Source organism: Myroides sp. C4067 (assembly GCF_038039665.1).
Classification (GTDB): Bacteria; Bacteroidota; Bacteroidia; order Flavobacteriales; family Flavobacteriaceae; genus Flavobacterium; species Flavobacterium odoratimimum.
This window is the reverse complement of record NZ_JBBPHJ010000004.1, coordinates 32,525-53,878: the sequence shown is the minus strand read 5'-3', so window position 1 is coordinate 53,878 and position 21,354 is coordinate 32,525. Positions and strand designations below refer to the sequence as shown.

22 protein-coding genes are annotated in these 21,354 nt (G+C 32.3%); 11 read left to right on the top strand and 11 right to left on the bottom strand.

Going from position 1 to position 21,354, the window contains the following annotated elements; all coding sequences use genetic code 11:
* Nucleotides 1-10: 10 nt before the first annotated feature.
* The 3 genes from AABL87_RS03780 to AABL87_RS03770 form a co-directional block, all read right to left on the bottom strand.
* Nucleotides 11-2,278 (bottom strand): cation:proton antiporter, encoded by a 2,268-nt coding sequence (locus AABL87_RS03780; protein WP_006265187.1) that lies wholly within the window; start codon nt 2,276-2,278, stop codon nt 11-13.
* A gap of 111 nt (nt 2,279-2,389) precedes the next feature.
* Entirely contained in the window at nt 2,390-3,100 is a 711-nt protein-coding gene (locus AABL87_RS03775; RefSeq protein ID WP_341276952.1) for a LytR/AlgR family response regulator transcription factor, read from the bottom strand.
* On the bottom strand, nt 3,066-3,806 hold the full coding sequence (locus AABL87_RS03770; protein WP_006261074.1) for a sensor histidine kinase: 741 nt from the start codon (nt 3,804-3,806) through the stop codon (nt 3,066-3,068). The genes AABL87_RS03775 and AABL87_RS03770 overlap by 35 nt, the downstream gene beginning before the upstream one ends.
* 351 nt (nt 3,807-4,157) lie before the next feature.
* On the opposite strand from AABL87_RS03770, the gene AABL87_RS03765 reads away from it, so the two are divergent.
* Nucleotides 4,158-4,661: a hypothetical protein gene (locus tag AABL87_RS03765; RefSeq protein ID WP_341276951.1), complete on the top strand. Its 504-nt coding sequence runs from the start codon at nt 4,158-4,160 to the stop codon at nt 4,659-4,661.
* A 167-nt stretch (nt 4,662-4,828) separates the two neighbouring features.
* Complete coding sequence (locus tag AABL87_RS03760) at nt 4,829-5,050, top strand: hypothetical protein (RefSeq protein WP_006259024.1); 222 nt, start codon at nt 4,829-4,831, stop codon at nt 5,048-5,050.
* Nucleotides 5,051-5,184: 134 nt separating this feature from the next.
* Here the strand turns inward: AABL87_RS03760 and dnaN are convergent, their stop codons facing one another.
* The 5 genes from dnaN to AABL87_RS03735 all read right to left on the bottom strand — a co-directional run bounded on the left by dnaN (nt 5,185) and on the right by AABL87_RS03735 (nt 9,938).
* Nucleotides 5,185-6,303, bottom strand: coding sequence for a DNA polymerase III subunit beta (gene dnaN, locus AABL87_RS03755; RefSeq protein WP_006259025.1), 1,119 nt, complete (start codon nt 6,301-6,303; stop codon nt 5,185-5,187).
* Between the two features lie 81 nt (nt 6,304-6,384).
* Entirely contained in the window at nt 6,385-8,070 is a 1,686-nt protein-coding gene (gldG, locus tag AABL87_RS03750; RefSeq protein WP_006265186.1) for a gliding motility-associated ABC transporter substrate-binding protein GldG, read from the bottom strand.
* Entirely contained in the window at nt 8,070-8,786 is a 717-nt protein-coding gene (locus AABL87_RS03745; RefSeq protein WP_006261071.1) for an ABC transporter permease subunit, read from the bottom strand. The genes gldG and AABL87_RS03745 overlap by 1 nt, the downstream gene beginning before the upstream one ends.
* Before the next feature lie 8 nt (nt 8,787-8,794).
* The gene (locus tag AABL87_RS03740) at nt 8,795-9,091 is read right to left on the bottom strand and encodes a putative quinol monooxygenase (protein ID WP_006259028.1); all 297 of its coding nucleotides are present in this window, start codon (nt 9,089-9,091) and stop codon (nt 8,795-8,797) included.
* Between the two features lie 10 nt (nt 9,092-9,101).
* Nucleotides 9,102-9,938 (bottom strand): SAM hydrolase/SAM-dependent halogenase family protein, encoded by an 837-nt coding sequence (locus AABL87_RS03735; protein WP_006259029.1) that lies wholly within the window; start codon nt 9,936-9,938, stop codon nt 9,102-9,104.
* Between the two features lie 96 nt (nt 9,939-10,034).
* On the opposite strand from AABL87_RS03735, the gene AABL87_RS03730 reads away from it, so the two are divergent.
* Nucleotides 10,035-11,015 (top strand): PhoH family protein, encoded by a 981-nt coding sequence (locus AABL87_RS03730; protein ID WP_006259030.1) that lies wholly within the window; start codon nt 10,035-10,037, stop codon nt 11,013-11,015.
* A gap of 45 nt (nt 11,016-11,060) precedes the next feature.
* Here AABL87_RS03730 and AABL87_RS03725 read toward each other — a convergent pair whose 3' ends face one another.
* From AABL87_RS03725 to AABL87_RS03715, 3 genes are all read right to left on the bottom strand, one after another.
* Nucleotides 11,061-11,846: a hypothetical protein gene (locus tag AABL87_RS03725; RefSeq protein WP_006259031.1), complete on the bottom strand. Its 786-nt coding sequence runs from the start codon at nt 11,844-11,846 to the stop codon at nt 11,061-11,063.
* A 269-nt stretch (nt 11,847-12,115) separates the two neighbouring features.
* Nucleotides 12,116-12,604 (bottom strand): Cys-tRNA(Pro) deacylase, encoded by a 489-nt coding sequence (ybaK, locus tag AABL87_RS03720; RefSeq protein ID WP_006261069.1) that lies wholly within the window; start codon nt 12,602-12,604, stop codon nt 12,116-12,118.
* A 40-nt stretch (nt 12,605-12,644) separates the two neighbouring features.
* Nucleotides 12,645-12,881: a hypothetical protein gene (locus AABL87_RS03715; protein ID WP_006259033.1), complete on the bottom strand. Its 237-nt coding sequence runs from the start codon at nt 12,879-12,881 to the stop codon at nt 12,645-12,647.
* A gap of 246 nt (nt 12,882-13,127) precedes the next feature.
* Between AABL87_RS03715 and AABL87_RS03710 the strand changes: the two genes are divergently transcribed.
* The 8 genes from AABL87_RS03710 to AABL87_RS03675 all read left to right on the top strand — a co-directional run bounded on the left by AABL87_RS03710 (nt 13,128) and on the right by AABL87_RS03675 (nt 21,296).
* Nucleotides 13,128-14,075 (top strand): isopenicillin N synthase family dioxygenase, encoded by a 948-nt coding sequence (locus tag AABL87_RS03710; RefSeq protein WP_006261068.1) that lies wholly within the window; start codon nt 13,128-13,130, stop codon nt 14,073-14,075.
* A 231-nt stretch (nt 14,076-14,306) separates the two neighbouring features.
* The gene (locus tag AABL87_RS03705) at nt 14,307-14,654 is read left to right on the top strand and encodes a translation initiation factor (protein ID WP_006259036.1); all 348 of its coding nucleotides are present in this window, start codon (nt 14,307-14,309) and stop codon (nt 14,652-14,654) included.
* A gap of 16 nt (nt 14,655-14,670) precedes the next feature.
* Entirely contained in the window at nt 14,671-15,543 is an 873-nt protein-coding gene (locus AABL87_RS03700) for a nucleoside phosphorylase (protein ID WP_286394200.1), read from the top strand.
* A 690-nt stretch (nt 15,544-16,233) separates the two neighbouring features.
* A complete protein-coding gene (locus AABL87_RS03695) occupies nt 16,234-17,739 on the top strand; it encodes a succinate CoA transferase (protein WP_006259038.1) in 1,506 nt (501 codons plus the stop codon).
* 118 nt (nt 17,740-17,857) lie between these two features.
* Nucleotides 17,858-18,703: a substrate-binding domain-containing protein gene (locus AABL87_RS03690; protein WP_006261066.1), complete on the top strand. Its 846-nt coding sequence runs from the start codon at nt 17,858-17,860 to the stop codon at nt 18,701-18,703.
* A gap of 23 nt (nt 18,704-18,726) precedes the next feature.
* A complete protein-coding gene (locus tag AABL87_RS03685; RefSeq protein WP_006259040.1) occupies nt 18,727-19,671 on the top strand; it encodes a transglutaminase-like domain-containing protein in 945 nt (314 codons plus the stop codon).
* Between the two features lie 8 nt (nt 19,672-19,679).
* Entirely contained in the window at nt 19,680-20,066 is a 387-nt protein-coding gene (locus AABL87_RS03680; RefSeq protein ID WP_006259041.1) for a DUF423 domain-containing protein, read from the top strand.
* A gap of 99 nt (nt 20,067-20,165) precedes the next feature.
* The gene (locus AABL87_RS03675; protein WP_006261065.1) at nt 20,166-21,296 is read left to right on the top strand and encodes a redoxin domain-containing protein; all 1,131 of its coding nucleotides are present in this window, start codon (nt 20,166-20,168) and stop codon (nt 21,294-21,296) included.
* Nucleotides 21,297-21,354 lie beyond the last annotated feature (58 nt).

Here is a 21,354-nt window from a genome sequence, read left to right as displayed (position 1 = left end):
ACAACAATTACTAAAGTTGAATTAACAACATAGATGGTGCACTGTTTAGCCATGTTTTTCGTTCTTCCACTAATGTTTTCCAGCTTTCTAAACTAATCAACATTAGATTAAAATCTTTGACAAACTCATTATTAACTTCTTTTGCGTTTACAATGCGGATATGGTTAGGTTTAAATTGTTCAATCAATCTAATCTGTTCTTTAAACTCGGGATAACTTTCTAATTGCCCTGTTGCGTCTAACACCGTAATCTGTGCTTCACTATTGCGAATCCACTTCTGTGCATAACTTAACAACTTCAAATCTTGTTTAGAGAACACAGGTAAAAAGATTTGTTCTACCTTATCGAAGTCTTTATTGATAAAAATTCCCACAGGTACTTTAGATCTATTAAGTATTTGTTGAGTTCTAGCATTAAACCACGAGTTTTCAAAGAATTTTTCTTTTCCTGTTACCTTGTTTAATAGCACATCTGGATTGATAATACGAGTGGTAAAGCCTAAAATATTCCCTAATAAAGACCCTCTATAGATAGAATATCCTACCTCAATTAACAATAAATCACTGATTTGCTCATTAACTACATTGACCACATCACTTTCGATATCATTGGATACCTTATAATAGGTCTGTACCTCTTGATCTAAGGCTGTTGCCTCTTCTTGTACTGCTTCAAATATTTCATTCTCATACTCTGTAGAGGTAAAAGCATTTACTTCAATACTATCTACTAAGTGCATCGCTGTAATCCCTGTATCTGCATTATTTTTACCTACAAAGCTACTAGCCAGTCTCATCAGAGGAGCCAAGCTTGTTTTGTCTTCAAAGAAAAGAGATACTTGATATTTTCCTAAATTCGGAGTTACTGTTTTTACTTCATCATCTCCTAATGGGCCGAATATTTTTGCAATTAAATCTAATACTGGGCCTGTCATAAAGGTCGTTGCTAAGGCCATAATCACCATCATAGCAAACACTTCTCCTGTCAATACACCTAGATCAAAACCAATATTCAATACAATCAGTTCCATTAGCCCTCTAGTGTTCATCAGTGCTCCTATCGTTAAGCTATCTTTCCAAGATATACCAACTATCTTGGCCGTTAAGGCACTACCGACAAACTTTCCTATCGTTGCTACTAAGATAATTACTCCCGTCACCTTCCATAGATAAGGTTCATTTAAAAGCCCTATTTCTGTACGTAAACCTGTGTACACAAAGAATAGAGGTAAGAATAAAACTACTGCTACATCTTCCACCTTCTCAATAAAGATATTTCTAATCTTCATATTATCTGGCATCACTGCACCTGTCATAAAGGCTCCAAATAAAGCATGGATACCGATTACCTCTGTACAATAAGAAGAAATAATTAAAGTCAATAAAAATATAGCTACTGTTCCTTTAGAGAACATATTACTCGTTGGCTGATACTTAGCAATACGCGCCAAGAATGGCTTGACTAACTTTAGCATCACGATTACATAAATAATAGCTAGAGCCATGATGTAAAGTGAACTAGCAAAACTTCCTGCTTGTACAATCGCTATTACAGCCGCTAATAAACACCAAGCTGTAATATCATCTGCCGCGGCACAGGTAATAACGATAGTTCCTAAACGTGTCTTTTGTAATCCTCTCTCCTGCACAATACGCGCCAATACTGGAAAGGCAGTGATACTCATAGATATACCTAAAAACAATCCGAAGGATAGAAACTCTACTCCTTCTGGTGCGAAGGAAGTAAAAATATAATAAGCAAGAGTCATTCCCAAGGCGAAAGGAATAATAATACTAGCGTGGCTAATCAGAACAGCATCATGTGCTTTATTCTTTAGCACCTTTAAGTCTAGCTCCATTCCGATGACAAACATGAAGAGAATTAACCCTATTTGACTTAAGAAACTTAAATTTCCTAATGAATGTACAGGAAATAACGCTTCTGAGAATTCTGGAAAATAAGCTCCTACAAAAGAAGGACCTAAGGCAATACCTGCAATAATTTCTCCAATTACAGAAGGCTGTCCTATCTTCTTACATATCCACCCGAATACCCTAGCCACTAAAACAATCGTAACAATCTGAGCTAATAATAAAGCCAATGGGAAATTTAGGTTGTCTTGTATCGTATCTAAGAAGTTTTCAAAAATACTTTTATCAGACACTACTTTAACGACATTCGATTCTAATTTCACTCCTTTAGAAACTACCCAATACATTAAGGCGGAGCACCCTCCTATAATAAAGAAATATAAAAGAGAATTTTTAAACTTTGACATAGTACTTACTTTTTAACGATACAAACATCTCTATAATAATATTTGTAAATAGCAAGAATGAATCCAAAGACCACCAAGTTGTAATGAAAGTATGTTTTTCTGTAATGAATTTTATATCTTTTCTAAGAAGTCAGTTTTATAAGTCATCCCAAGTGTTAATTCTAGGGGTTTCCCGTCAATTCCTTTAAGTGTAGTCGTTATCTCATCATGACTAAAAAAACGAACTATTCTTAGAGCGATTAATTCCCCTTTATTGATACGACAGAACTTAGAACTAGGCAAAGCTGAAACAAACTTATCTAGTGACATATTCTTCGCTATCACTACTTGGTTATTTTCTAAATACACATCTTTATCTCTACTGTCCATTTCATTAGTTGTGATATAAAGAATATCAGAGAAGTATAGCAATGCTTTTCCTTTGTTAGAATTAATAGTAATAAAAGTAGCTTCATCGACTGGTTTATACTGTCGCATTGCTTTCAATACTGCTTTGTGAAGTCTCTCTTTTTTAATTGGTTTAGCTATATAGTCTATTGCTTCTATTTCAAAAGCCTCTAAAGCATATTCTTTATAAGCTGTCACAAAGATAACGCCTTTATTAGGGAGCAGTTGCGCTACACTTAGACCATCTAATCCAGGCATATTGATATCTAATATGACCACATCAAAGTCTTGATGTGGTGCTTCTTCTAAAAAGACTGCTGGATCGTTATATGCTTTTACGATTTCTATTTCCTCTATTTGCTCACATAGCATTTTTAAATACTTTAACCCTAAAAGTTCATCATCTAGTAGTATGCATTTTAGTTTTGAAATCATGTAAATTAATTTTTAAGTGCGTAGAGTAAATATGATCATCCTCGTTCTTTTCTAATTTATAAGCATTCCCATATATCAGTTCGAGTCGCTTATTCAAAGCTGTAAGGCCATAACCTCCTTTTTCTTTATGTAGGGTCTTCATACGGGATTTTTTATTAGAAACTAACAAATCGAAATGCCCATTTTTCAGTTTAAACAAAATAGAGATAAAAGCATCTGTACTTGCCAGGTCTGCATGCTTAAAAGCATTCTCAATCAATTCTACACATATAAGAGGAGCGATTAACTCTTCTGTATAAAACACCTCCCCTTCACCTATATTAGATCGTATATCAAGCCTAAAAAGAGGATTAAGCTTAATCTTATTGATATCGATAAGTCGCAAAGCAAATTCGTGTTCTTCTTTTAGAGAGACCATTTTTCTCTGGCTATCATATAAAATATAATCTAACACACCTGCCATCTTATCTAATGCATAGTAGGTCTGATAAGCATGAGACTGAATAGAATTTAGAATATTCTTAAACAAGTGAGGATCTAATCTTGACTCAAGGTTTTCTAATTGTAAATAACGCATCTTAGAATCAAAGAGATATTTTTCCTTTTCTAATTCTAAACGCTTTTTATTATTCTGTACAATTAAGTACACTAAACATACAATAGCTACTATCAATAAAAAAATTACTATGACTAAAAAAGCTTTCATCTACCTTTATTTTAAAACAAAACTAAAGAAATAAATCGATTTCTTAATATCATAATTTATAGATACAATTTGGCTAATTCAAGACTAATACAGATAAATAAACATTTTTTTAATACTTAAGAAACACTAAAACAGCGTACTGACTAAAAGTTGCAATATATAATTATTACATAAAACTAAACTTTTATTTAAAAAACACAAAAAACACGCATATCAAACTATTATTAATCAATTTAAACACATTATACTATTGAATTCTAAAAACAAACGAAATATATAAAAATAAACCATTATTTTAACAATAATAATTATCTTAGCATATGTAATAAATCAAATAAAAACACCATAAATATGATAGTATTCAAATCTGATTTACAAAATCACTTGTCAAATCTAAATGCTAAAAAGGAAAGTAAAAACACCACCAATTACATACTTTCTTATTTGACACAAAACACCATTACGCCAATTGGTTTTTATGGCATGCTGGAGAATAACCAAATAGAAAATATCTTAAGTATTAAAAAGACTTTAATCAATTTATTCGTAGATATTAAACTAGAAATACTAGATACTATAGGATATCTAACAGAAGACCATCTACAGGATTTAAACAAACTAAAAATCCTATTCCAAATCAACGAACAAGAGCTTCTAAGCTACAAAACGTATGAAATACAAGACATTATAACACAACAGATTTCTACTCTAGAAAACAAATGTAAAAACAACGGATTAGATATCATGAAGAACCTAAATAGCCTAAAGAGATTATTAGGAATACCTACTCCAGAGCTAAATATGACTTTAGATACTAATCTATATACTAACTCAATGACGGAAGTAGTAATCTAGCAGTAATAGCCAAACTCACAAACAACAACAAAAACAACAAATACTTTTTACTATATTCAGATTATTTAATATACTATTCAAAGTATACAACATTATAATGTTTCTATTGAAACATTTACTTGATCTTGGTATAGTCTTAGCGGTCTTCTAGATAAACATCTTTTATTATGAAACCGTCAATTTTTATCATTCAGATAATCACTCTATCTGTCTCCATCTACTTTAATAGTCTAGCAATAGATTACTTGATTCAATATATACATACAGATCTAGATCACATCTTTGGTATAGCACTTGGTATCACTGTAATTTCTTCTATTATTACATTACTGACATTCACTTACTTTATTTGGGGTATAGTACAGCATATCACTAAACGAATTACCTAGTGCATTTTCAAGCAATTTTAAACTTATTGTATTGCTATGTATTCAAATACACTTATCAGATATCTTTGACTAATAGAAACAAAAAAACCTCCCTTCTAATTGAAGAGAGGCTTATATATTATATAGCTTATTTCTTAACTATTAAGCATTACAGGCATTACTAACATCGTAACTGTTTCACCATCTTCTAACCCATCTACAGGTGTCAAGATTCCAGCTCTATTAGGTAATGACATCTCTAATAAAATATCATCAGACTGTAAGTTATTTAACATCTCTAATAAGAATCTAGAGTTAAATCCGATTTGCATATCATCTCCTTGATAATCACAAGTAAGACGCTCATCTGCTTTATTAGAATAATCAATATCTTCAGCAGATATGTTTAATTCTGTACCAGCAACTTTTAATCTTATTTGATGTGTTGTTTTATTAGCATAAATAGAAACACGTCTTACAGAACTTAAAAACTGTGTTCTATTGATTAAAAGCTTATTAGGATTCTCTTTAGGAATAACTGCCTCATAATTTGGATATTTTCCATCAATCAAGCGACAAGTCAAAGTATAATTCTCAAATGAGAATTGTGCATTAGATTCATTAAACTCTATAACGACATCTGCTCCTAAAGCCATTAAAATACTCTTAAGAATATTAAGTGGTTTTTTAGGCATAATAAAACTAGCCTCGTTCGAAGAAACGATATCTGTACGAGAATACTTTACTAACTTATGTGCATCTGTTGCCACAAAGATTAATCCTGAAGGAGAGAATTGAAAAAATACTCCTGACATCACAGGACGTAAATCATCATTTCCAGCAGCAAATATAGTTTTGCTAATAGCTGTTGCTAAAACTCCTGCAGGAACTTCTGTTCTAGAAGGATCCTCTAATGATTCTGCTTTAGGAAACTCATCTCCTTGCGCATATGCTAAAACGTATTTACCTACGTCTGAACTAATTTCAATTGTATTGTTTTCCTTAACTGAAAAAGTCAATGGCTGCTCAGGAAATGTCTTTAATGTTTCCAACAATAACTTTGCAGGAACAGCTATACTTCCTTGACTTGTAGATTCAATTTCTAAAGTAGCAGACATTGTAGTTTCTAAATCTGAAGCAGATACCTTTAATACATTATTATCTAACTCAAATAAGAAGTTATCTAAGATATGTAAGGTATTACTACTGTTTATTACACTACCTAGAACTTGTAATTGCTTTAACAAGTAGGAACTCGATACTATAAACTTCATACTATAATTGTTTTATATGTAAAAATACTTTTACAGTTACAAATATATCCGATTATTACCAATAATAAAAGGATTATTGCGTTACTTTTTATTGAATTTGCGTTTTCTTATAAGAATAAATATAGTTCCGAAAACTACAACTAGCGCTATAGGTATCACTAATACTTTCATTTGGATAGAAGTATATTCACGTTCTACACTAACTTTATCTAGCATCGGAATCTTAACCTCTTTGGTTCTCAAATTAATAAGTCCCGTATCGTCTAAAAGATAATTTACAGAATTTACTAATAACTCCTTATTTCCATAAAGCATATTAGTCCATTTATCATAACCTAACTCTAAAGGCATTCCTTTATCGTCTAGCTGATTTCTAATAATATCTCCATCAGAAATTACAATCATTTGTGTTTGTTTACTTTCTGAAAGTGGTTTATCTATTGTAAAAGGCAATACTCTATTCTTAAAAACAGAAGGAAATTCCCCCTCTAATAGAACGCCTAAAATATAACTTCCTTTACCTTCATAAAACTCAGGAGTAACTTCTTCCTTTAAAACATTAAAACTAATTTCACCTGGAACTCCTACTAAACTAGAGTACTTTGAGGATTTAGCTAAAATAGTCTTTTTAACTCCATTTTTTAGAGTGTCGATAGGAGAAGCAAAATCATACTTCACTCCTTCTATATTCTTTACAATAGGATGGTCTATATCTGGATAAACAAATGGTGCAAACTTCCACAAGAAGTCTGTATACACAGTTTCACTCCCTTGTCTACCTGATGCTAATTTTATTTTTGTACTGATTTCATCCTTTACAAGCACAGGATTGATGCGTATACCATATCTAAAAAGCAATTCTCCTAAGCTTTGGTCTTTATTATACGCTAACATAGTCCCATTCGAGCGCAAGCTATCAAAATCTGCTTGAACTTGATCTAACAACCACATCGTTTTACCTCCATTCATTACAAACTGATCCAACACTCCTACCTGCTCTTCAGAAAAAGCTTTTGTTGGTTTTGCAATAATCGCTAAGTCAAATTCTTTTAACTGATCTAAGGTTTTTTGAGGCTCATTAGACACACTTTCTAATGTAAATGGTGCTAAGTGATAAGTCTCACGTAAAGTCATCAGAAAATCTGCTATATAAGCATCATCTAACTCTCCATTTCCTTTAAGAATAGCTATTTTTTTACTTTTCTCTATTGTTACTTTACTGATAGCCTCAGCTAATGCATATTCTAAATGCTGTACAGACGAAATCACTTTTTCTTCTGTATTCGCCCCCATCATATTCTTCAGTAATTGTACTCTAGCAACCTTCTCTCCTTGACTTACTAATGCCCAAGGAAAAACTAGCTGTTGACTTTGAGCCCCTTTATCCGTTACTGTAATGGTTACAGGTTTTAATCCATACTCGTATAATTGTTCTAAAGTTTCTGCCTTATTAGCTCCTTCTTCATTTGGGTCTATAAATCTAAACTTAATATTTTCATTTCTAGATTGTATTTCCTCTAGTAATTGCTTTGTCTCGTTCTGTAACCTTCTAAACTCTAATGGGAAGCTCCCTTTTAAAAACACATCTACGATTAACAGATCCTGAACATTATCTACTATCCCAACTGTGCTTTTAGACAAAGTATATCTCTGATCTTGCGTAAAGTCAATACGTGTATAAGTTAGAGCACTGATAACGTTAATAATAACCAAAACAACTAATAATCGAACCAGTAGTTTTACATCTCTTTTTTGAAACTTTTTCATTATTTGCGCAGTGTTTTAATTTTAAAGACAGTTACCCCTAGACATAAAACAGTCATAGATCCGAAATAAATCAAATCTCTAGTGTCTAACACTCCTTTCGAAATACTTCTAAAGTGATATAGAATCCCTATTTTTTCAAACCACTCTCCAAATAGCCCTGCTAACATATCGATTCCCAATGAAAAAAACAGGCACAAAACAACACCTACTATAAAGGCTACGATCTGGCTCTCTGTCAATGAAGAAGCTAATACCCCCATCGAAACATAACAGCTCACTAAAAATAACAATCCTATAAATGAACCTATTATACTGCTATAATCAATTACCTGTCCTTCTAATACAATATTATTCAGCACAAAAACGTAAACTACAGTAGGCACAATAGCCATAAATATCAATGTGAATACTCCTAGATATTTTCCTAGTACAATCTGCCAAACAGATAAAGGCTTAGTCAACAGCAACTCTATCGTTCCATTTTTAATCTCTTCTGAAAAGCTCTTCATACTAACAGCGGGAATCAAAAATATCAACACCCAAGGCGCTAAATAAAAGAATGGAGATAAATCAGCAAAACCACTTTGCAACACATTATATTCTCCATCTATAAACCATAGCAGAGCTCCATTTATCACTAAAAATAGGACGATAACAAGATAACCTGTCAATGAGCTAAAGAAAGCTCTAATTTCTCTAAGACTAATTGCCTTCATAAAAACATCTATTTAAGAGTAACGACTTTATCCACACTCCACGCCTCTGCTTTCTCTTTGAATAAAGTCTTTGTGTAAGGCCATATCTCCCCGAAAAGTTCTGATTTTTTATATGCTTCTAGATTACTTTCATCTTCCCAATAACTATAAGTAAAGAAAATATTAGATTGATCCTTATCACGATATACTTCTAAGAATTGACAACCAGGATAATGTCTTACCTTATCCTTAATCGTATCAAAATGCTCTAAAAAATCATGTACCTTATTTTCAAGCAAGGTTAGCTTTACAATTCTTATAAACATACTTTTTATTTTAATATTGTGTTTCAGAATCAAATTCAATGACAATAGTATCATTTAACTGAAGATTCATTAATTTTCGCGGAGTTCCTCCTGGTGTGTCAGGTTTAGAATAGAACAATGCAATAGTCAACAAATCTATATCATTAAATATAGCAACTAGTTCGCCTGCCCTTTCTTTTAAGGTAGCTCTATCATTAAGCTTGAAGTCTGCAAAATAGTCATTTATTCGATTGATTCTATAATTCTTAACTCTGATAGCGAATTCTCTCCCCTCTGAGACTACTTCGTAGTCACTTCTATGGATATTAGTCACAAGGTTACCATAAGAATCCTCATAGATCACCTTACCTGTTATTTTATTTCTATTTAAAACGACATTTGTAGCCAGTCTACTAGGACTATAGATAGATTCTAACATCACTCCTATTTCTTCTAATTGACGACCTTCATTTAGTTGATATGCACAATAGACAAATATATCATTTGATTTCATCATACCATCATGATTAATCTCTATTGCTTTATCGAAATCCTCATCTCCTAAAATAATACTAACTATTCCATTATCTGCTGTAATAAAATAATGCCCATCAAATTCTACACAAATTGCCTTTGTATAGTCGGTCACAGAAGCATCAACTGCTATAATGTGAATAGTACCTTTCGGAAATTGGCTATATGCTGCCCCGATAACGAATCCAGCGTCTTCGGTATTATATTTACTTATTTCGTGTGAGATATCAACTAAATTACAGCCAATGATATTCGAATAGATCTTCCCTTTCAAAGCTCCTACATAGTGGTCCCGATATCCAAAATCTGTTGTTAGTGTAATTATTCTCTGCATTATTATTTTTCAATATATTTTTAAGAAAAATGATTTTTTTATAGTAGATTTGAATATACAAAATTAGATTATTTTTTTTAATTAACTCTACAGGTATTGAACGAAAGGATAATAGAATTAACAGATTTTAGCCCTAAAGATTTTTGGGGCCCACAAGACACTCATTTAGATATACTTAAAAAATTATATCCAAAAGTTAAAATTGTGACAAGAGGATCAGTCCTAAAGATTTATGGAGATCCAGAAATTTTAGATGAATTTGAGAAGAGTTTTGACCGACTAGTCAAATATTTTATCAGATATAATCGCATCGATGAAAACATTATCGAAAGATTAGTCCTTGATAGTGCACCTCCTTCTCTTCCTACAGACGACATTCTCGTACATGGAGTATCTGGAAAACTTATCAAAGCAATCACCCCTAATCAACAAAAACTAGTCAAGTTCGTTGAAAAGAACGATATGGTTTTTGCAATAGGACCTGCTGGTACTGGTAAAACTTATACAGGGGTAGCACTAGCTGTAAGAGCTTTAAAGAACAAGGAGGTAAAGAGAATCATACTTACTAGACCTGCTGTTGAAGCTGGAGAGAACCTTGGCTTCCTTCCTGGAGATATGAAGGAGAAGCTAGATCCTTATATGCAACCATTATATGATGCACTTAGAGATATGCTCCCTCCACAGACATTAGATGACTATATCCTTAAAGGGGTTATACAGATAGCGCCATTAGCTTTTATGCGTGGACGTACATTAGATAATGCCTTTGTTATCCTAGATGAAGCTCAGAATACGACCCATTCTCAAATGAAGATGTTTCTGACACGTATGGGTAAAAATGCTAAATTCATCATCACAGGAGACCCTGGTCAGATAGACTTACCTCGTAAAGTATCTTCTGGATTAAAAGAAGCTCTTTATATCCTAAGAGACGTAGATGGAATAGGAATGCTATATTTAGATGATAAAGATATCGTACGACACAGATTAGTAAAGAAAATCGTAGATGCTTATAAGACTATTGAAGAAAGACCTGATAAGATGTCTATAGAAGAACTAAAAAAAATGGAAGGTTAACTAGTTAACCTTCCATTTTTTATTATTTATTTCAATACAATTATTCTACATATTGTATGTATCTCTTAAGAACATAAGCTTTTGCTTTCCTTCTTCATACAGATACAAGTAATCATCTTTAAGCTCAAAGCGATCACAACTATCTAATACTGCTAGTAGCTCCTTCTCTTTCTGATACATCTCAGTCACATATTCTGGAGAAAGTACTACTTTAAAGAAGATGGAATCCCCTTCACATCTAACATCTCCATAAATCATGTGATTCCCTCCACTTCCAGAGAAACTACGTGTATTAATATCAATACAAATCATAGGAATCTGATTAATACCTAATTCTTCTACTCTCTTATCTTCATAAGACTGAAAAATCCAGTTACCAGATAATTTATCTGTATATAAATAGTGTCCAAAACAAGCAAAATCAATTACATCATCTTCCACACCATCGTGTTTCTTAATTAAACGCACTGCAACAGAGTGATCAAATCTACCATCTGCAAAGTCCTTCGCAGTCTCATCTTCATAAATCACGATCTCTATCTCCTCATGCTTCGTATAAGACTTATATATTCTAGATTCTCCATCCACTAATGGTTCTACAAATGGAAAAATTATCTTCTGATTAGGTTTTGTACTTGAATAAACAATTCCTTTTTTCCCAATTGATACAACCTGTGGTAAATCTTGAGCTACTGCTTTAAAAAAAGTACCATCTAAATCATTCTTGCTCAATAGGTCAATTTGTTTATTACTAGCTTCTTTAAAGCTTTTTTCTTTAGATTGATCTACCCCACAAGAAGGAAACAACGAAACAGTTAACGCCAATATCATATTTTCAATTTTACAGTATGCAAAGATAAATCCTACTATCTTCTAAAAAGAATTATTCACTCTCTTTTAGTATTAATTTAACTCTGAATGACTACATTCTTTAAACTTTCATCTTATTTGTCCTTGCAAAGATACAACAACAATAATTAAACTGCATTTCCTTTTGACACCTATTGTCATAATTATAACAAAACATTAATAAATACATGCATATTAAATCATTTGTTTTGTACTAATCACGCAATTTATACACACATTTCATTTTAGGATTACTCTTTTTTAACAATATCACCGAACTTACCATTCACAATATTCGCTAAATCCCCAGGACTAATACCAATGCTCAGTCCTTTACGTCCACCACTTACATAGATAGTCTCTAAATCTTTTACTTCTATATCTATAAATGTAGGATATAACTTCTTCATCCCTATAGGAGAACATCCTCCTCTAATATATCCTGTTATTCCTAACAAATCCTTTACAGCTAACATTTCTATCTTTTTTTCTCCACAGATATTAGCTGCCTTTTTTAAATCTAACTCACTATTAATAGAAACCACAAAAACATATATCGCATTCCCCTTACCATGAGCCACCAAAGTCTTTAACGACTCTAGTTCAGATATTCCTAACTTTTCACAGACAGATTTACCATCTATTAGTTCGTCAGAAATATCATACTCATACATCTCATAACTTGTCTTCTTACTATCTAATATACGTAAAGCATTAGTCTTTGCTACCTTTTTACTCATTCTACTATCTTAATTTTATCAGGAGCAAAATTACTATTTTTTACAATAAAGTCGTCTTATACCCTGTTTGTCTTAGACAAAACATAAAATCGTCTTGATTATTACATACGCAATATATATTCATATTCGACCCTACTACTTTCTTAAAAATTGGCTTAAAGCTCTTTGGTAATGTATTATAAAACTCATCAGCGTTAGACACCTTGTATTTAGGATCAATGTCCACCGCTACTAATACAACAAATTCATTCGATTTTAATTCAATAGGTAATTTCATAGTTTTTTTATTTTAATGGTTATTACGGCAATTTATAAAAAAATTCATTAATTTTTTACATTCATTAAAAAAATCACAATCCTATAAACATACTATTCTTTCGAAATTCTCAACACACACAATCACATATCTTGAATAATTCAGACCTAAAAAAAATATAAATTGTAGTTATCAACACTATTTTGTGGAAAAATAATATACATTTGTGTCAAATAACTCAAGTAAGCATATATAACAACTTAGAAAATGCAAAACATTCCTAGTGTTGACTTACGTGATTTCCTATCGGATGACCCGGTACGTAAACAAAAGTTTGTAAATGAAATCGGCCAAGCCTACGAAGAAATTGGATTCGTAGCATTAAAAGGACACTTTTTAGATGATCAATTAGTTGATAATCTATATAAAGAAGTTCGTAATTTCTTTAATCTTCCATTAGAGACTAAAAATTCTTATGAAGTACCAGGTATTGGTGGTCAGAGAGGATATGTTTCTTTTGGTAAAGAGCATGCTAAAGGAAGAACAGAAGGTGATCTAAAAGAGTTCTGGCATTTTGGACAGTACGTTGAAAATGATCCTGCTTTAGAAGCATCTTATCCTGCTAACGTAGAAGTAAAAGAATTACCTCAATTTAACGCTGTTGGAAAAGAAACTTACCAAATGTTAGAAAAAACAGGTGTATACGTATTGCGTGCGCTTGCTTTATTCTTAGGTTTAGACGAGTTCTACTTTGACAAATTCGTTAAAAACGGAAACAGTATCTTACGTCCTATCCACTACCCTCCTATCCAGAACGAACCTAAAAATGCTGTGAGAGCAGCTGCACATGGTGACATTAACTTAATCACTCTGTTAATGGGAGCTCAAGGTAAAGGACTACAAGTACAAAACCACGACGGACAGTGGATCGATGCTATCGCAGCTGATGATGAATTAGTAATCAATGTTGGTGACATGTTATCTCGTCACTCTAACAATAGATTAAAATCAACTATCCACCAAGTAGTTAACCCTCCTCGTGAACTATGGGGAACTTCTAGATACTCTATTCCATTCTTTATGCACCCAGTGAGCACAATGCCACTAAACTGTTTAGAGAATTGTATCGATGAGAATAATCCTAAATTATATGAAGATATTACTTCAGGAGAGTTCTTACACCAAAGACTAGTTGAATTAGGCTTGATTAAATAATCTATCCTAATAAAAACATATTCTTAAAAGAGGGAGCCCATTACTCCCTCTTTTTTATTTCATGCGATATACTTCGTAAAAGGTCATTTTTTTTACCCTATTTATATTGATTGATTTTAACATATTTCGTATCTTTACTTATATACATAGCATTCTAATCATTCTCTTGTAGAAAGACTAGAATACGCTTTTAGATTAATCATTTTTATAAGCACCATATTACATAACTAAATGAGTAAAAAGTTAAATAGCTTAGATGCCTTAGGAGGCTTTGTTTTTTCTACTAATAAAGATTTTGAATTCGAACAAGAAGAATCCACAGAAACTCTTGCCCCTAATCTTCAAAGATTAGAAGCACATATAGACAAAAAGAATAGAGGTGGTAAAGTAGCTACCCTTATTAAAGGTTTTGAAGGAAATGAAGACGACCTTAAAGATTTAGCTAAAAAACTAAAAACACTATGTGGTGTTGGCGGAAGTACAAAAGATGGCGAAATAATTATACAAGGTAATTTTCGCGATAAAATAATGGATTATTTAATAAAAGAGGGCTACAAAGTAAAACGTGTAGGCGGCTAATTAAAAATTTAATATTATGAAGATTAAATCATCTGAATTAATTCTAAACCCTGATGGTAGTGTATACCATCTAAACTTAAGACCTGAACATGTTGCTAAAGACATCATATTCGTAGGTGACCAAAACCGTGTAGACAGAATCACTAAGCACTTCGATGCTATTGAATTTTCAACACAAAAAAGAGAGTTTAAAACAACTACAGGTACGTATAAAGGAAAACGTCTAACTGTAATCTCTACAGGTATCGGACCTGATAATATCGATATCGCTGTTAATGAAATCGATGCTCTATTTAATATTGATTTAGAAACTAGAGAAATTAAAAAAGATCTTACTTCTGTAAATATTGTAAGAATAGGTACATCAGGTTCTTTACAAACAGATATCCCTGTGAATAGCTTTGTACTATCTCAGTATGGATTAGGACTTGATAACTTAATGCGTTCTTACCTTATTGACGGAGTTACAGATGTTGCTTTAGAAGACGCTTTTATTGAACATACAAATTGGGATCTTAAAAAAGGACGCCCATACTTCATTAAAAACAGTGCAGAGTTAGAAGCTAAATTAGAAAGTGACTTAACATTCAAAGGAATTACAGGTACAGCAGGTGGATTCTACGGTCCACAAGGACGTGTACTTCGTCTACAAATCCAAGATCCAGAACTAAACCACAAAATCGATAACTTTAAATTCGGTGAATACCGTATTACAAACTTCGAAATGGAAACTTCTGCTATCTATGGTTTATGTAACTTATTAGGACATCATGCAGTATCTCTTAATACAATTATTGCAAATAGAGCTAACGGAACATTCTCAGAAGATCCTTATGCAGCTGTTGACAAACTAATTGTATATACATTAGACAAACTTAGCGCAATATAATAAGATTACTTTTTCTAAAAAGCTACCTTATAGAGGTAGCTTTTTTTATATCTACTCCTTACTGCTCACTACCTCTCATATTACTAAAATAGCACACTGAAAGTGATTATAATGCAGTTGATTTAACTTTAAGTACAATACACCAGTGTTATGACACCGTTATTTTAGGTAAAATAACGGACTTACTACGGACTCATATCGGACTCACTACGGACTCATTCAAAACAAAATATGTCTCGACCTGCAATCGCTGTACAACTATTCCTCTCTTCGTTATATTGAATATTTATTGTCCTATCCCTTCCTCTAGAAAAACAAATCTCGATAGTTCAAAAAAAAACTCTTCTAAAGAACTTCTCCTAATTCAAAATACAAAATCAATAAATCACAAAAACTAAAGAAGTATTACTACTAAAAAACCCTCTTTCATTGTCTTTCTCAAGATTAATTCAATAAACTAAGTTACAAAAAGCCTTATTACCAAGTTTAGTACTTATAAAATAATAGCAAAAAATTAACAAAAAAGCCCTCACATAACAGTATCATTTTTATATCTTAAATTTTTAAACATTATCGTATTTTTTTAATAAATAAATTATATTAATCAATATAATTAATATATACGTTTATTTTATTTGACTCTTTCAAATAAATGCACTTAATTTAAGGTGCTTAAAATTTTTATTTGAAATGACGAAAGAAGACTCGAAACTAGAGAGGATAAAATACGCGCCATACAGAGAGCGTATTGTATCAGCAGAAGATGCTGCTCTCTTAATACATGATCAGGCAGTAGTAGGAGCTAGTGGCTTCACTAAAGCTGGAGATAGTAAATCTGTATTACCTGCATTTGCACTACGTGCAGCACAAGAAAATGTTGCAATTACCTTAATAACTGGTGCCTCATTAGGACAAACTACTGACGCTGACTTAGCAACTAACAATGCCTTAATCCGAAGAATGCCTTTCCAAGCAGATTCAGTATTAAGAAAGTCTATAAACAGTGGGCAAGTAAAATATATCGATCAACACTTAAGTGAAACAATCGAACAACTTCAAGAGAAACATATTCCTCAAGTAGATATCGCTATCATTGAGGCTACTTATATTAACGAAGAAGGATTTATCATTCCTACCACATCTATTGGTAACTCTGCTTACTTCGCTAGTGTAGCTAGAAAAATAATCATTGAAGTAAATACAGCTATTCCTTTAGAAATAGAAGGAGTACACGATAATAGTGTACCTATCAAACAACCACGTAGAGAAATCATCCCTATTCACACAGTAAAAGATAGAATAGGAGAAAACTTTATTCGTCTAAATCCAGATGACGTGATTGCAGTTGTTTACTCTAGTATAGAAGATACTCCTGCTCAATTACCAGAACCAGACGTTAAAACTTCTGCTATCTCTGGTCACTTACTTAAATTCTTCGAAGAAGAAGTTAGAAAAGGCAAATTAACTCACTCTCTTTTACCATTACAAGCAGGAATCGGAAAAGTAGCTAACGCTGTATTAACTGGTTTTATTGATGGCCCATTCCACGACTTAACGATGTATTCTGAAGTATTACAAGACAGTACTTTTGATTTAATTGACTCTGGAAAAATGACTTTTGCATCAGGATCTTCTATTACTGTTACTGAAGAGTGCTATGGAAAAATCATTAACAACTTTGGACAATATAAAGATAAACTAGTACTACGCCCACAGAACATTAGTAATGCTCCTGAGGTTATTCGTAGATTAGGTATTATCGCTATCAATACTGCTATCGAATTTGACATCTACGGAAACGTAAACTCTACTCATATCGGAGGTAGTAAAATGATGAATGGTATCGGTGGATCTGGAGACTTCGCTAGAAATGCTTATTTAAGTATTTTCGTTACACAGGCAGCATCTAAAGAAAACAATATTTCTCACGTACTTCCTATGGTATCTCACGTAGACCATACTGAGCATGATGTAGACATCCTAGTTACAGACCAAGGTCTAGCAGACTTAAGAGGGTTATCTCCTAGAGAACGTGCAGAGGTAATCATAGAGAACTGTGTACACCCAGAATACAAAGCAGAATTAAGAGATTACTACGAAAGAGCAAAAGAAAGAGGAGGACATACTCCACATGTATTAGAAGAAGCTTTCAAATTCCACATTCGCTTCCAAGAAAAAGGTTCAATGAAACCTTAATAATAAATAAAAACTCTACTCTCTTTTTAGTAGAGTTTTTTTTTGTTTTACTCTTAAAATATTATCTAAAAAATGCCCTATTTTACTATCTTAGCATAAAAATGTAGTACGATTTAAAATGGCAAATGTAAATATTATCGGAGTGCCTGAGCACTTCAACCTACCGTGGCAATTATGTATAGAAAATGGTGAATTCGAAGAACTTGGCATAAATTTAAAATGGACAGACATACCTGAAGGTACAGGTAAAATGTGTCAGATGCTAAGAGATAAAGAAACAGATCTCGCTGTTATACTTACTGAAGGAATTATAAAAGATATATCTGAAGGAAATCCAACAACTATCATACAAGAATATGTAGCCTCTCCTCTACAATGGGGAATACATGTAGCACATAATTCTCCATATCAAAAAATAGAAGACTTAGAAGGCAAACGAATTGCTATCAGTAGATATGGATCTGGTTCACACCTTATGGCAATTGTTCATGCAAAAAAGATGAGTTGGGATATTGATAATCTTGAGTTCGTTATCGTCAACACTTTAGATAATGCAGTAGAAGCACTAACTAAGGGTGAAGCAGATTATTTTATGTGGGAACATTTTATGACTAAACCAATAGTTGACCAAGGGATATTTAGAAGATTAGGCGACTGTCCTACTCCTTGGCCTTCTTTTGTATTAGTTGCGAACAATGAATTCCTAAATAAAAACAAAGGATTAATTGACAATCTACTGGAATGTATTAACGCTACTACAGAAGAGTTCAAAATGATTCCTTCTATTGACCGTACATTATCTAGTAAATATAATATCAATATAGATGATGTTAAAGAATGGCTAAGTATGACTAAATGGTCTCAAAGACAACTGTCAGAAAAACACTTTAATAAAACACAAGAACAATTAGTAGATTTAAATATAATCACTAATACTATTAAATACAGCGAAACCGTTTTATAATATAGTTTTGACCATAGACTACGATGAGTAATAATACAGAATTACCGGATAAAGTTTCTGAAAAAAGTTGGCTTAAGTACTTGAGAGTCCCAAAACCTTGGGACAATATCATCATACTTATACTTAACGTACTGATCACTATTCCTATTTTTATTATTATTCATCAAAATATAGATGACCCGAACTGGCCATACCAACTAGATCGTATCATTCTATTTTTATCTATTGTAGGTATATTACAGTTCTTACTTCAAAAGATGAAATTAGTCTTGAATATGCTGATTATCATTTATTTGATTGTTCTTATTGTAAATTCTTTCTTTGGTGGTTATGGTTATAATGCTGTTTTTGAAGACTATAAAGTTATGATCTATGCGATGGCAGAAGATCCTAAACCGCAAGATCTTATCATTTCTAAACTACTCCCTTTTCCTAATAAGAGTAAAATAATCCCAGCGATAGAATATGATAAACCTATAGTAAGGAATTATGCTTTAGCAACTACACGTAAACACTTTAGCAATATTCCAAATACTCAACATTATAGACAAATAGTACAATCTTTAGCTATTTTTAAAGAAGTACGTACGAAGTGGAATTATGTAAATGACCCTAAGGGAAGAGAATATATCGCTACAGCATCAGAATCATTACAGCATTTCTCAGGAGATTGTGATGACTATTCTGTATTAATGGCAGGACTTCTCAGAGCTATAGGCGCAACCCCAAGATTGATACATACTAAAGAACATATGTATCCTGAACTACTAATCCCAAATAAAGGAGATCTAGAACAGGTAATCTACCTTATTAAAGAAGTTCTTTTTAAAGAAGAAAGTAAAGGTAAAGAGATACATTATCACATAGACGAACGTGGTCAAATATGGTTAAACATGGATTACACCGCTAGATACCCTGGCGGACCGTTTATGTCAGAAGAAATATTAGGACAACTCACTTTTAATTAAATAAATATATGGAATTAGTTAATACAACACCCCTCATAGCAGGCTCAATATATGGCGCACTAGCTATTATATTTGGTGCCTTTGGAGCACATGCTCTAAAAAAACACATGACAGCTGAACGTTTAGAAAGCTTTGAAGTAGGCGTAAAATATCAAATGTACCACGCTATCCTATTACTAATCTTAGGATTAATGCCTGCACATATTCATATTACAAGAGCAGTTAATATCATCATCATTGGTGTATTCTTGTTCTCTTTCAGTATTTATGGATTAACCTTAAGTGCTACATTTAAGAAGAAAATAAAAATACTTGGCCCTATAACTCCTTTAGGAGGAGTGTGTTTAGTAATTGGTTGGATAATGCTGTTAATTCAATTCATAAAACTTTTATAGACTTTTTTAGGCTGATTTTAGCTTAATCTAGTTTTTTAAGTATATTTGTTCATATAATGCAATTATAACTTGTATTTCTAATACTAAAAAACAAAATCGATGAAAAAAATTTTAACAGTACTTGGAGCTGTAGCTGTACTAGCTTCATGTAACAAAGAAGCTACTGGTTATACAATCAATGGTGAAACTAAAGGTCTAACAGATGGAACTAAAGTATATATTGAGAAAATTGATATTGCAACTGGTAGTACAGTAGCTATTGACTCTACTGAAATTAAAGACAATGCATTCACCTTCAAAGGAGCTGCTGAAAGTCTAGACCAAAACTTCTTTTCATTTGGTAAAGAACCAGGAAAATTACCTTTCGTTTTAGAAAATGGTAAAATCGTTGTTCAATACGATAATGAAAAAGCAGAAAACAGTAGCGTAACAGGTACTAAAAACAATGATGAATATACAGCATTCACTAAAAAAGTTGACGAATTAGAGCGAGCTTTAGTCCAATACCAAGGTGATAACCAAGAGGCTTTTAAACAAGCTAACGAAGCTCAAGACCAAGCTAAAAAAGATGCTATTATCAATGGTTATATGGCATTAGCAGAAAAGTATGATGAGTATGTAGAAGATTACATTGATAATAACGCTAATTCATTAACTACTTTAGTCTATTTATCAAAAACAGTTGGTTCAGGACAATACATCAAAGAAGAATTAGTTGAAAAATTCAATAAATTTGATGAAACATTAAAGAACACTACTGTAGCAAAAGCTTTTAAAACAGCATTAGACGCTATTCCTGATGCTAAAGTAAAAATTGGTGACAAAGCTCCTGATTTCAGTGCTCCATCTCCAGAAGGAAAAGAAATTTCTTTAAAAGAAAGTTTAGGTAAATTAACTATTATTGATTTCTGGGCATCATGGTGTGGTCCTTGTAGAACAGAGAATCCTAATGTAGTAGCTCTATATGAAGAATACCACCCTAAAGGATTAAACATCATTGGTGTTTCTTTAGATAAGGATAAAGCAAAATGGATCGAAGCAATTGCTAAAGATAAATTAACTTGGAATCAAATCTCTAACTTAAAGTTCTGGGAAGAGCCAATCGCTCAAAATTATGAGGTACGTGCTATTCCAGCGACATACCTTTTAGATGAAAATGGTGTAGTAATCGCTAAAAACTTAAGAGGTAAAAAACTTAGAGCTAAAGTTCAAGAAATCTTAGACAAATAAATATCTACTTAAGATATAGAAAATAAAAGGGTTATAGAAGTTTCTATAACCCTTTTTT

Bases quoted from the DNA above. Each gene is read 5' to 3' on its own strand.
- AABL87_RS03780 (WP_006265187.1), bottom strand. From the start codon at position 2,278: ATGTCAAAGTTTAAAAATTCTCTTTTATATTTCTTTATTATAGGAGGG.
- AABL87_RS03775 (WP_341276952.1), bottom strand. From the start codon at position 3,100: ATGATTTCAAAACTAAAATGCATACTACTAGATGATGAACTTTTAGGG.
- AABL87_RS03770 (WP_006261074.1), bottom strand. From the start codon at position 3,806: ATGAAAGCTTTTTTAGTCATAGTAATTTTTTTATTGATAGTAGCTATT.
- AABL87_RS03765 (WP_341276951.1), top strand. From the start codon at position 4,158: ATGATAGTATTCAAATCTGATTTACAAAATCACTTGTCAAATCTAAAT.
- AABL87_RS03760 (WP_006259024.1), top strand. From the start codon at position 4,829: ATGAAACCGTCAATTTTTATCATTCAGATAATCACTCTATCTGTCTCC.
- dnaN (WP_006259025.1), bottom strand. From the start codon at position 6,303: ATGAAGTTTATAGTATCGAGTTCCTACTTGTTAAAGCAATTACAAGTT.
- gldG (WP_006265186.1), bottom strand. From the start codon at position 8,070: ATGAAAAAGTTTCAAAAAAGAGATGTAAAACTACTGGTTCGATTATTA.
- AABL87_RS03745 (WP_006261071.1), bottom strand. From the start codon at position 8,786: ATGAAGGCAATTAGTCTTAGAGAAATTAGAGCTTTCTTTAGCTCATTG.
- AABL87_RS03740 (WP_006259028.1), bottom strand. From the start codon at position 9,091: ATGTTTATAAGAATTGTAAAGCTAACCTTGCTTGAAAATAAGGTACAT.
- AABL87_RS03735 (WP_006259029.1), bottom strand. From the start codon at position 9,938: ATGCAGAGAATAATTACACTAACAACAGATTTTGGATATCGGGACCAC.
- AABL87_RS03725 (WP_006259031.1), bottom strand. From the start codon at position 11,846: ATGATATTGGCGTTAACTGTTTCGTTGTTTCCTTCTTGTGGGGTAGAT.
- ybaK (WP_006261069.1), bottom strand. From the start codon at position 12,604: ATGAGTAAAAAGGTAGCAAAGACTAATGCTTTACGTATATTAGATAGT.
- AABL87_RS03715 (WP_006259033.1), bottom strand. From the start codon at position 12,881: ATGAAATTACCTATTGAATTAAAATCGAATGAATTTGTTGTATTAGTA.
- AABL87_RS03710 (WP_006261068.1), top strand. From the start codon at position 13,128: ATGCAAAACATTCCTAGTGTTGACTTACGTGATTTCCTATCGGATGAC.
- AABL87_RS03705 (WP_006259036.1), top strand. From the start codon at position 14,307: ATGAGTAAAAAGTTAAATAGCTTAGATGCCTTAGGAGGCTTTGTTTTT.
- AABL87_RS03700 (WP_286394200.1), top strand. From the start codon at position 14,671: ATGAAGATTAAATCATCTGAATTAATTCTAAACCCTGATGGTAGTGTA.
- AABL87_RS03695 (WP_006259038.1), top strand. From the start codon at position 16,234: ATGACGAAAGAAGACTCGAAACTAGAGAGGATAAAATACGCGCCATAC.
- AABL87_RS03690 (WP_006261066.1), top strand. From the start codon at position 17,858: ATGGCAAATGTAAATATTATCGGAGTGCCTGAGCACTTCAACCTACCG.
- AABL87_RS03685 (WP_006259040.1), top strand. From the start codon at position 18,727: ATGAGTAATAATACAGAATTACCGGATAAAGTTTCTGAAAAAAGTTGG.
- AABL87_RS03680 (WP_006259041.1), top strand. From the start codon at position 19,680: ATGGAATTAGTTAATACAACACCCCTCATAGCAGGCTCAATATATGGC.
- AABL87_RS03675 (WP_006261065.1), top strand. From the start codon at position 20,166: ATGAAAAAAATTTTAACAGTACTTGGAGCTGTAGCTGTACTAGCTTCA.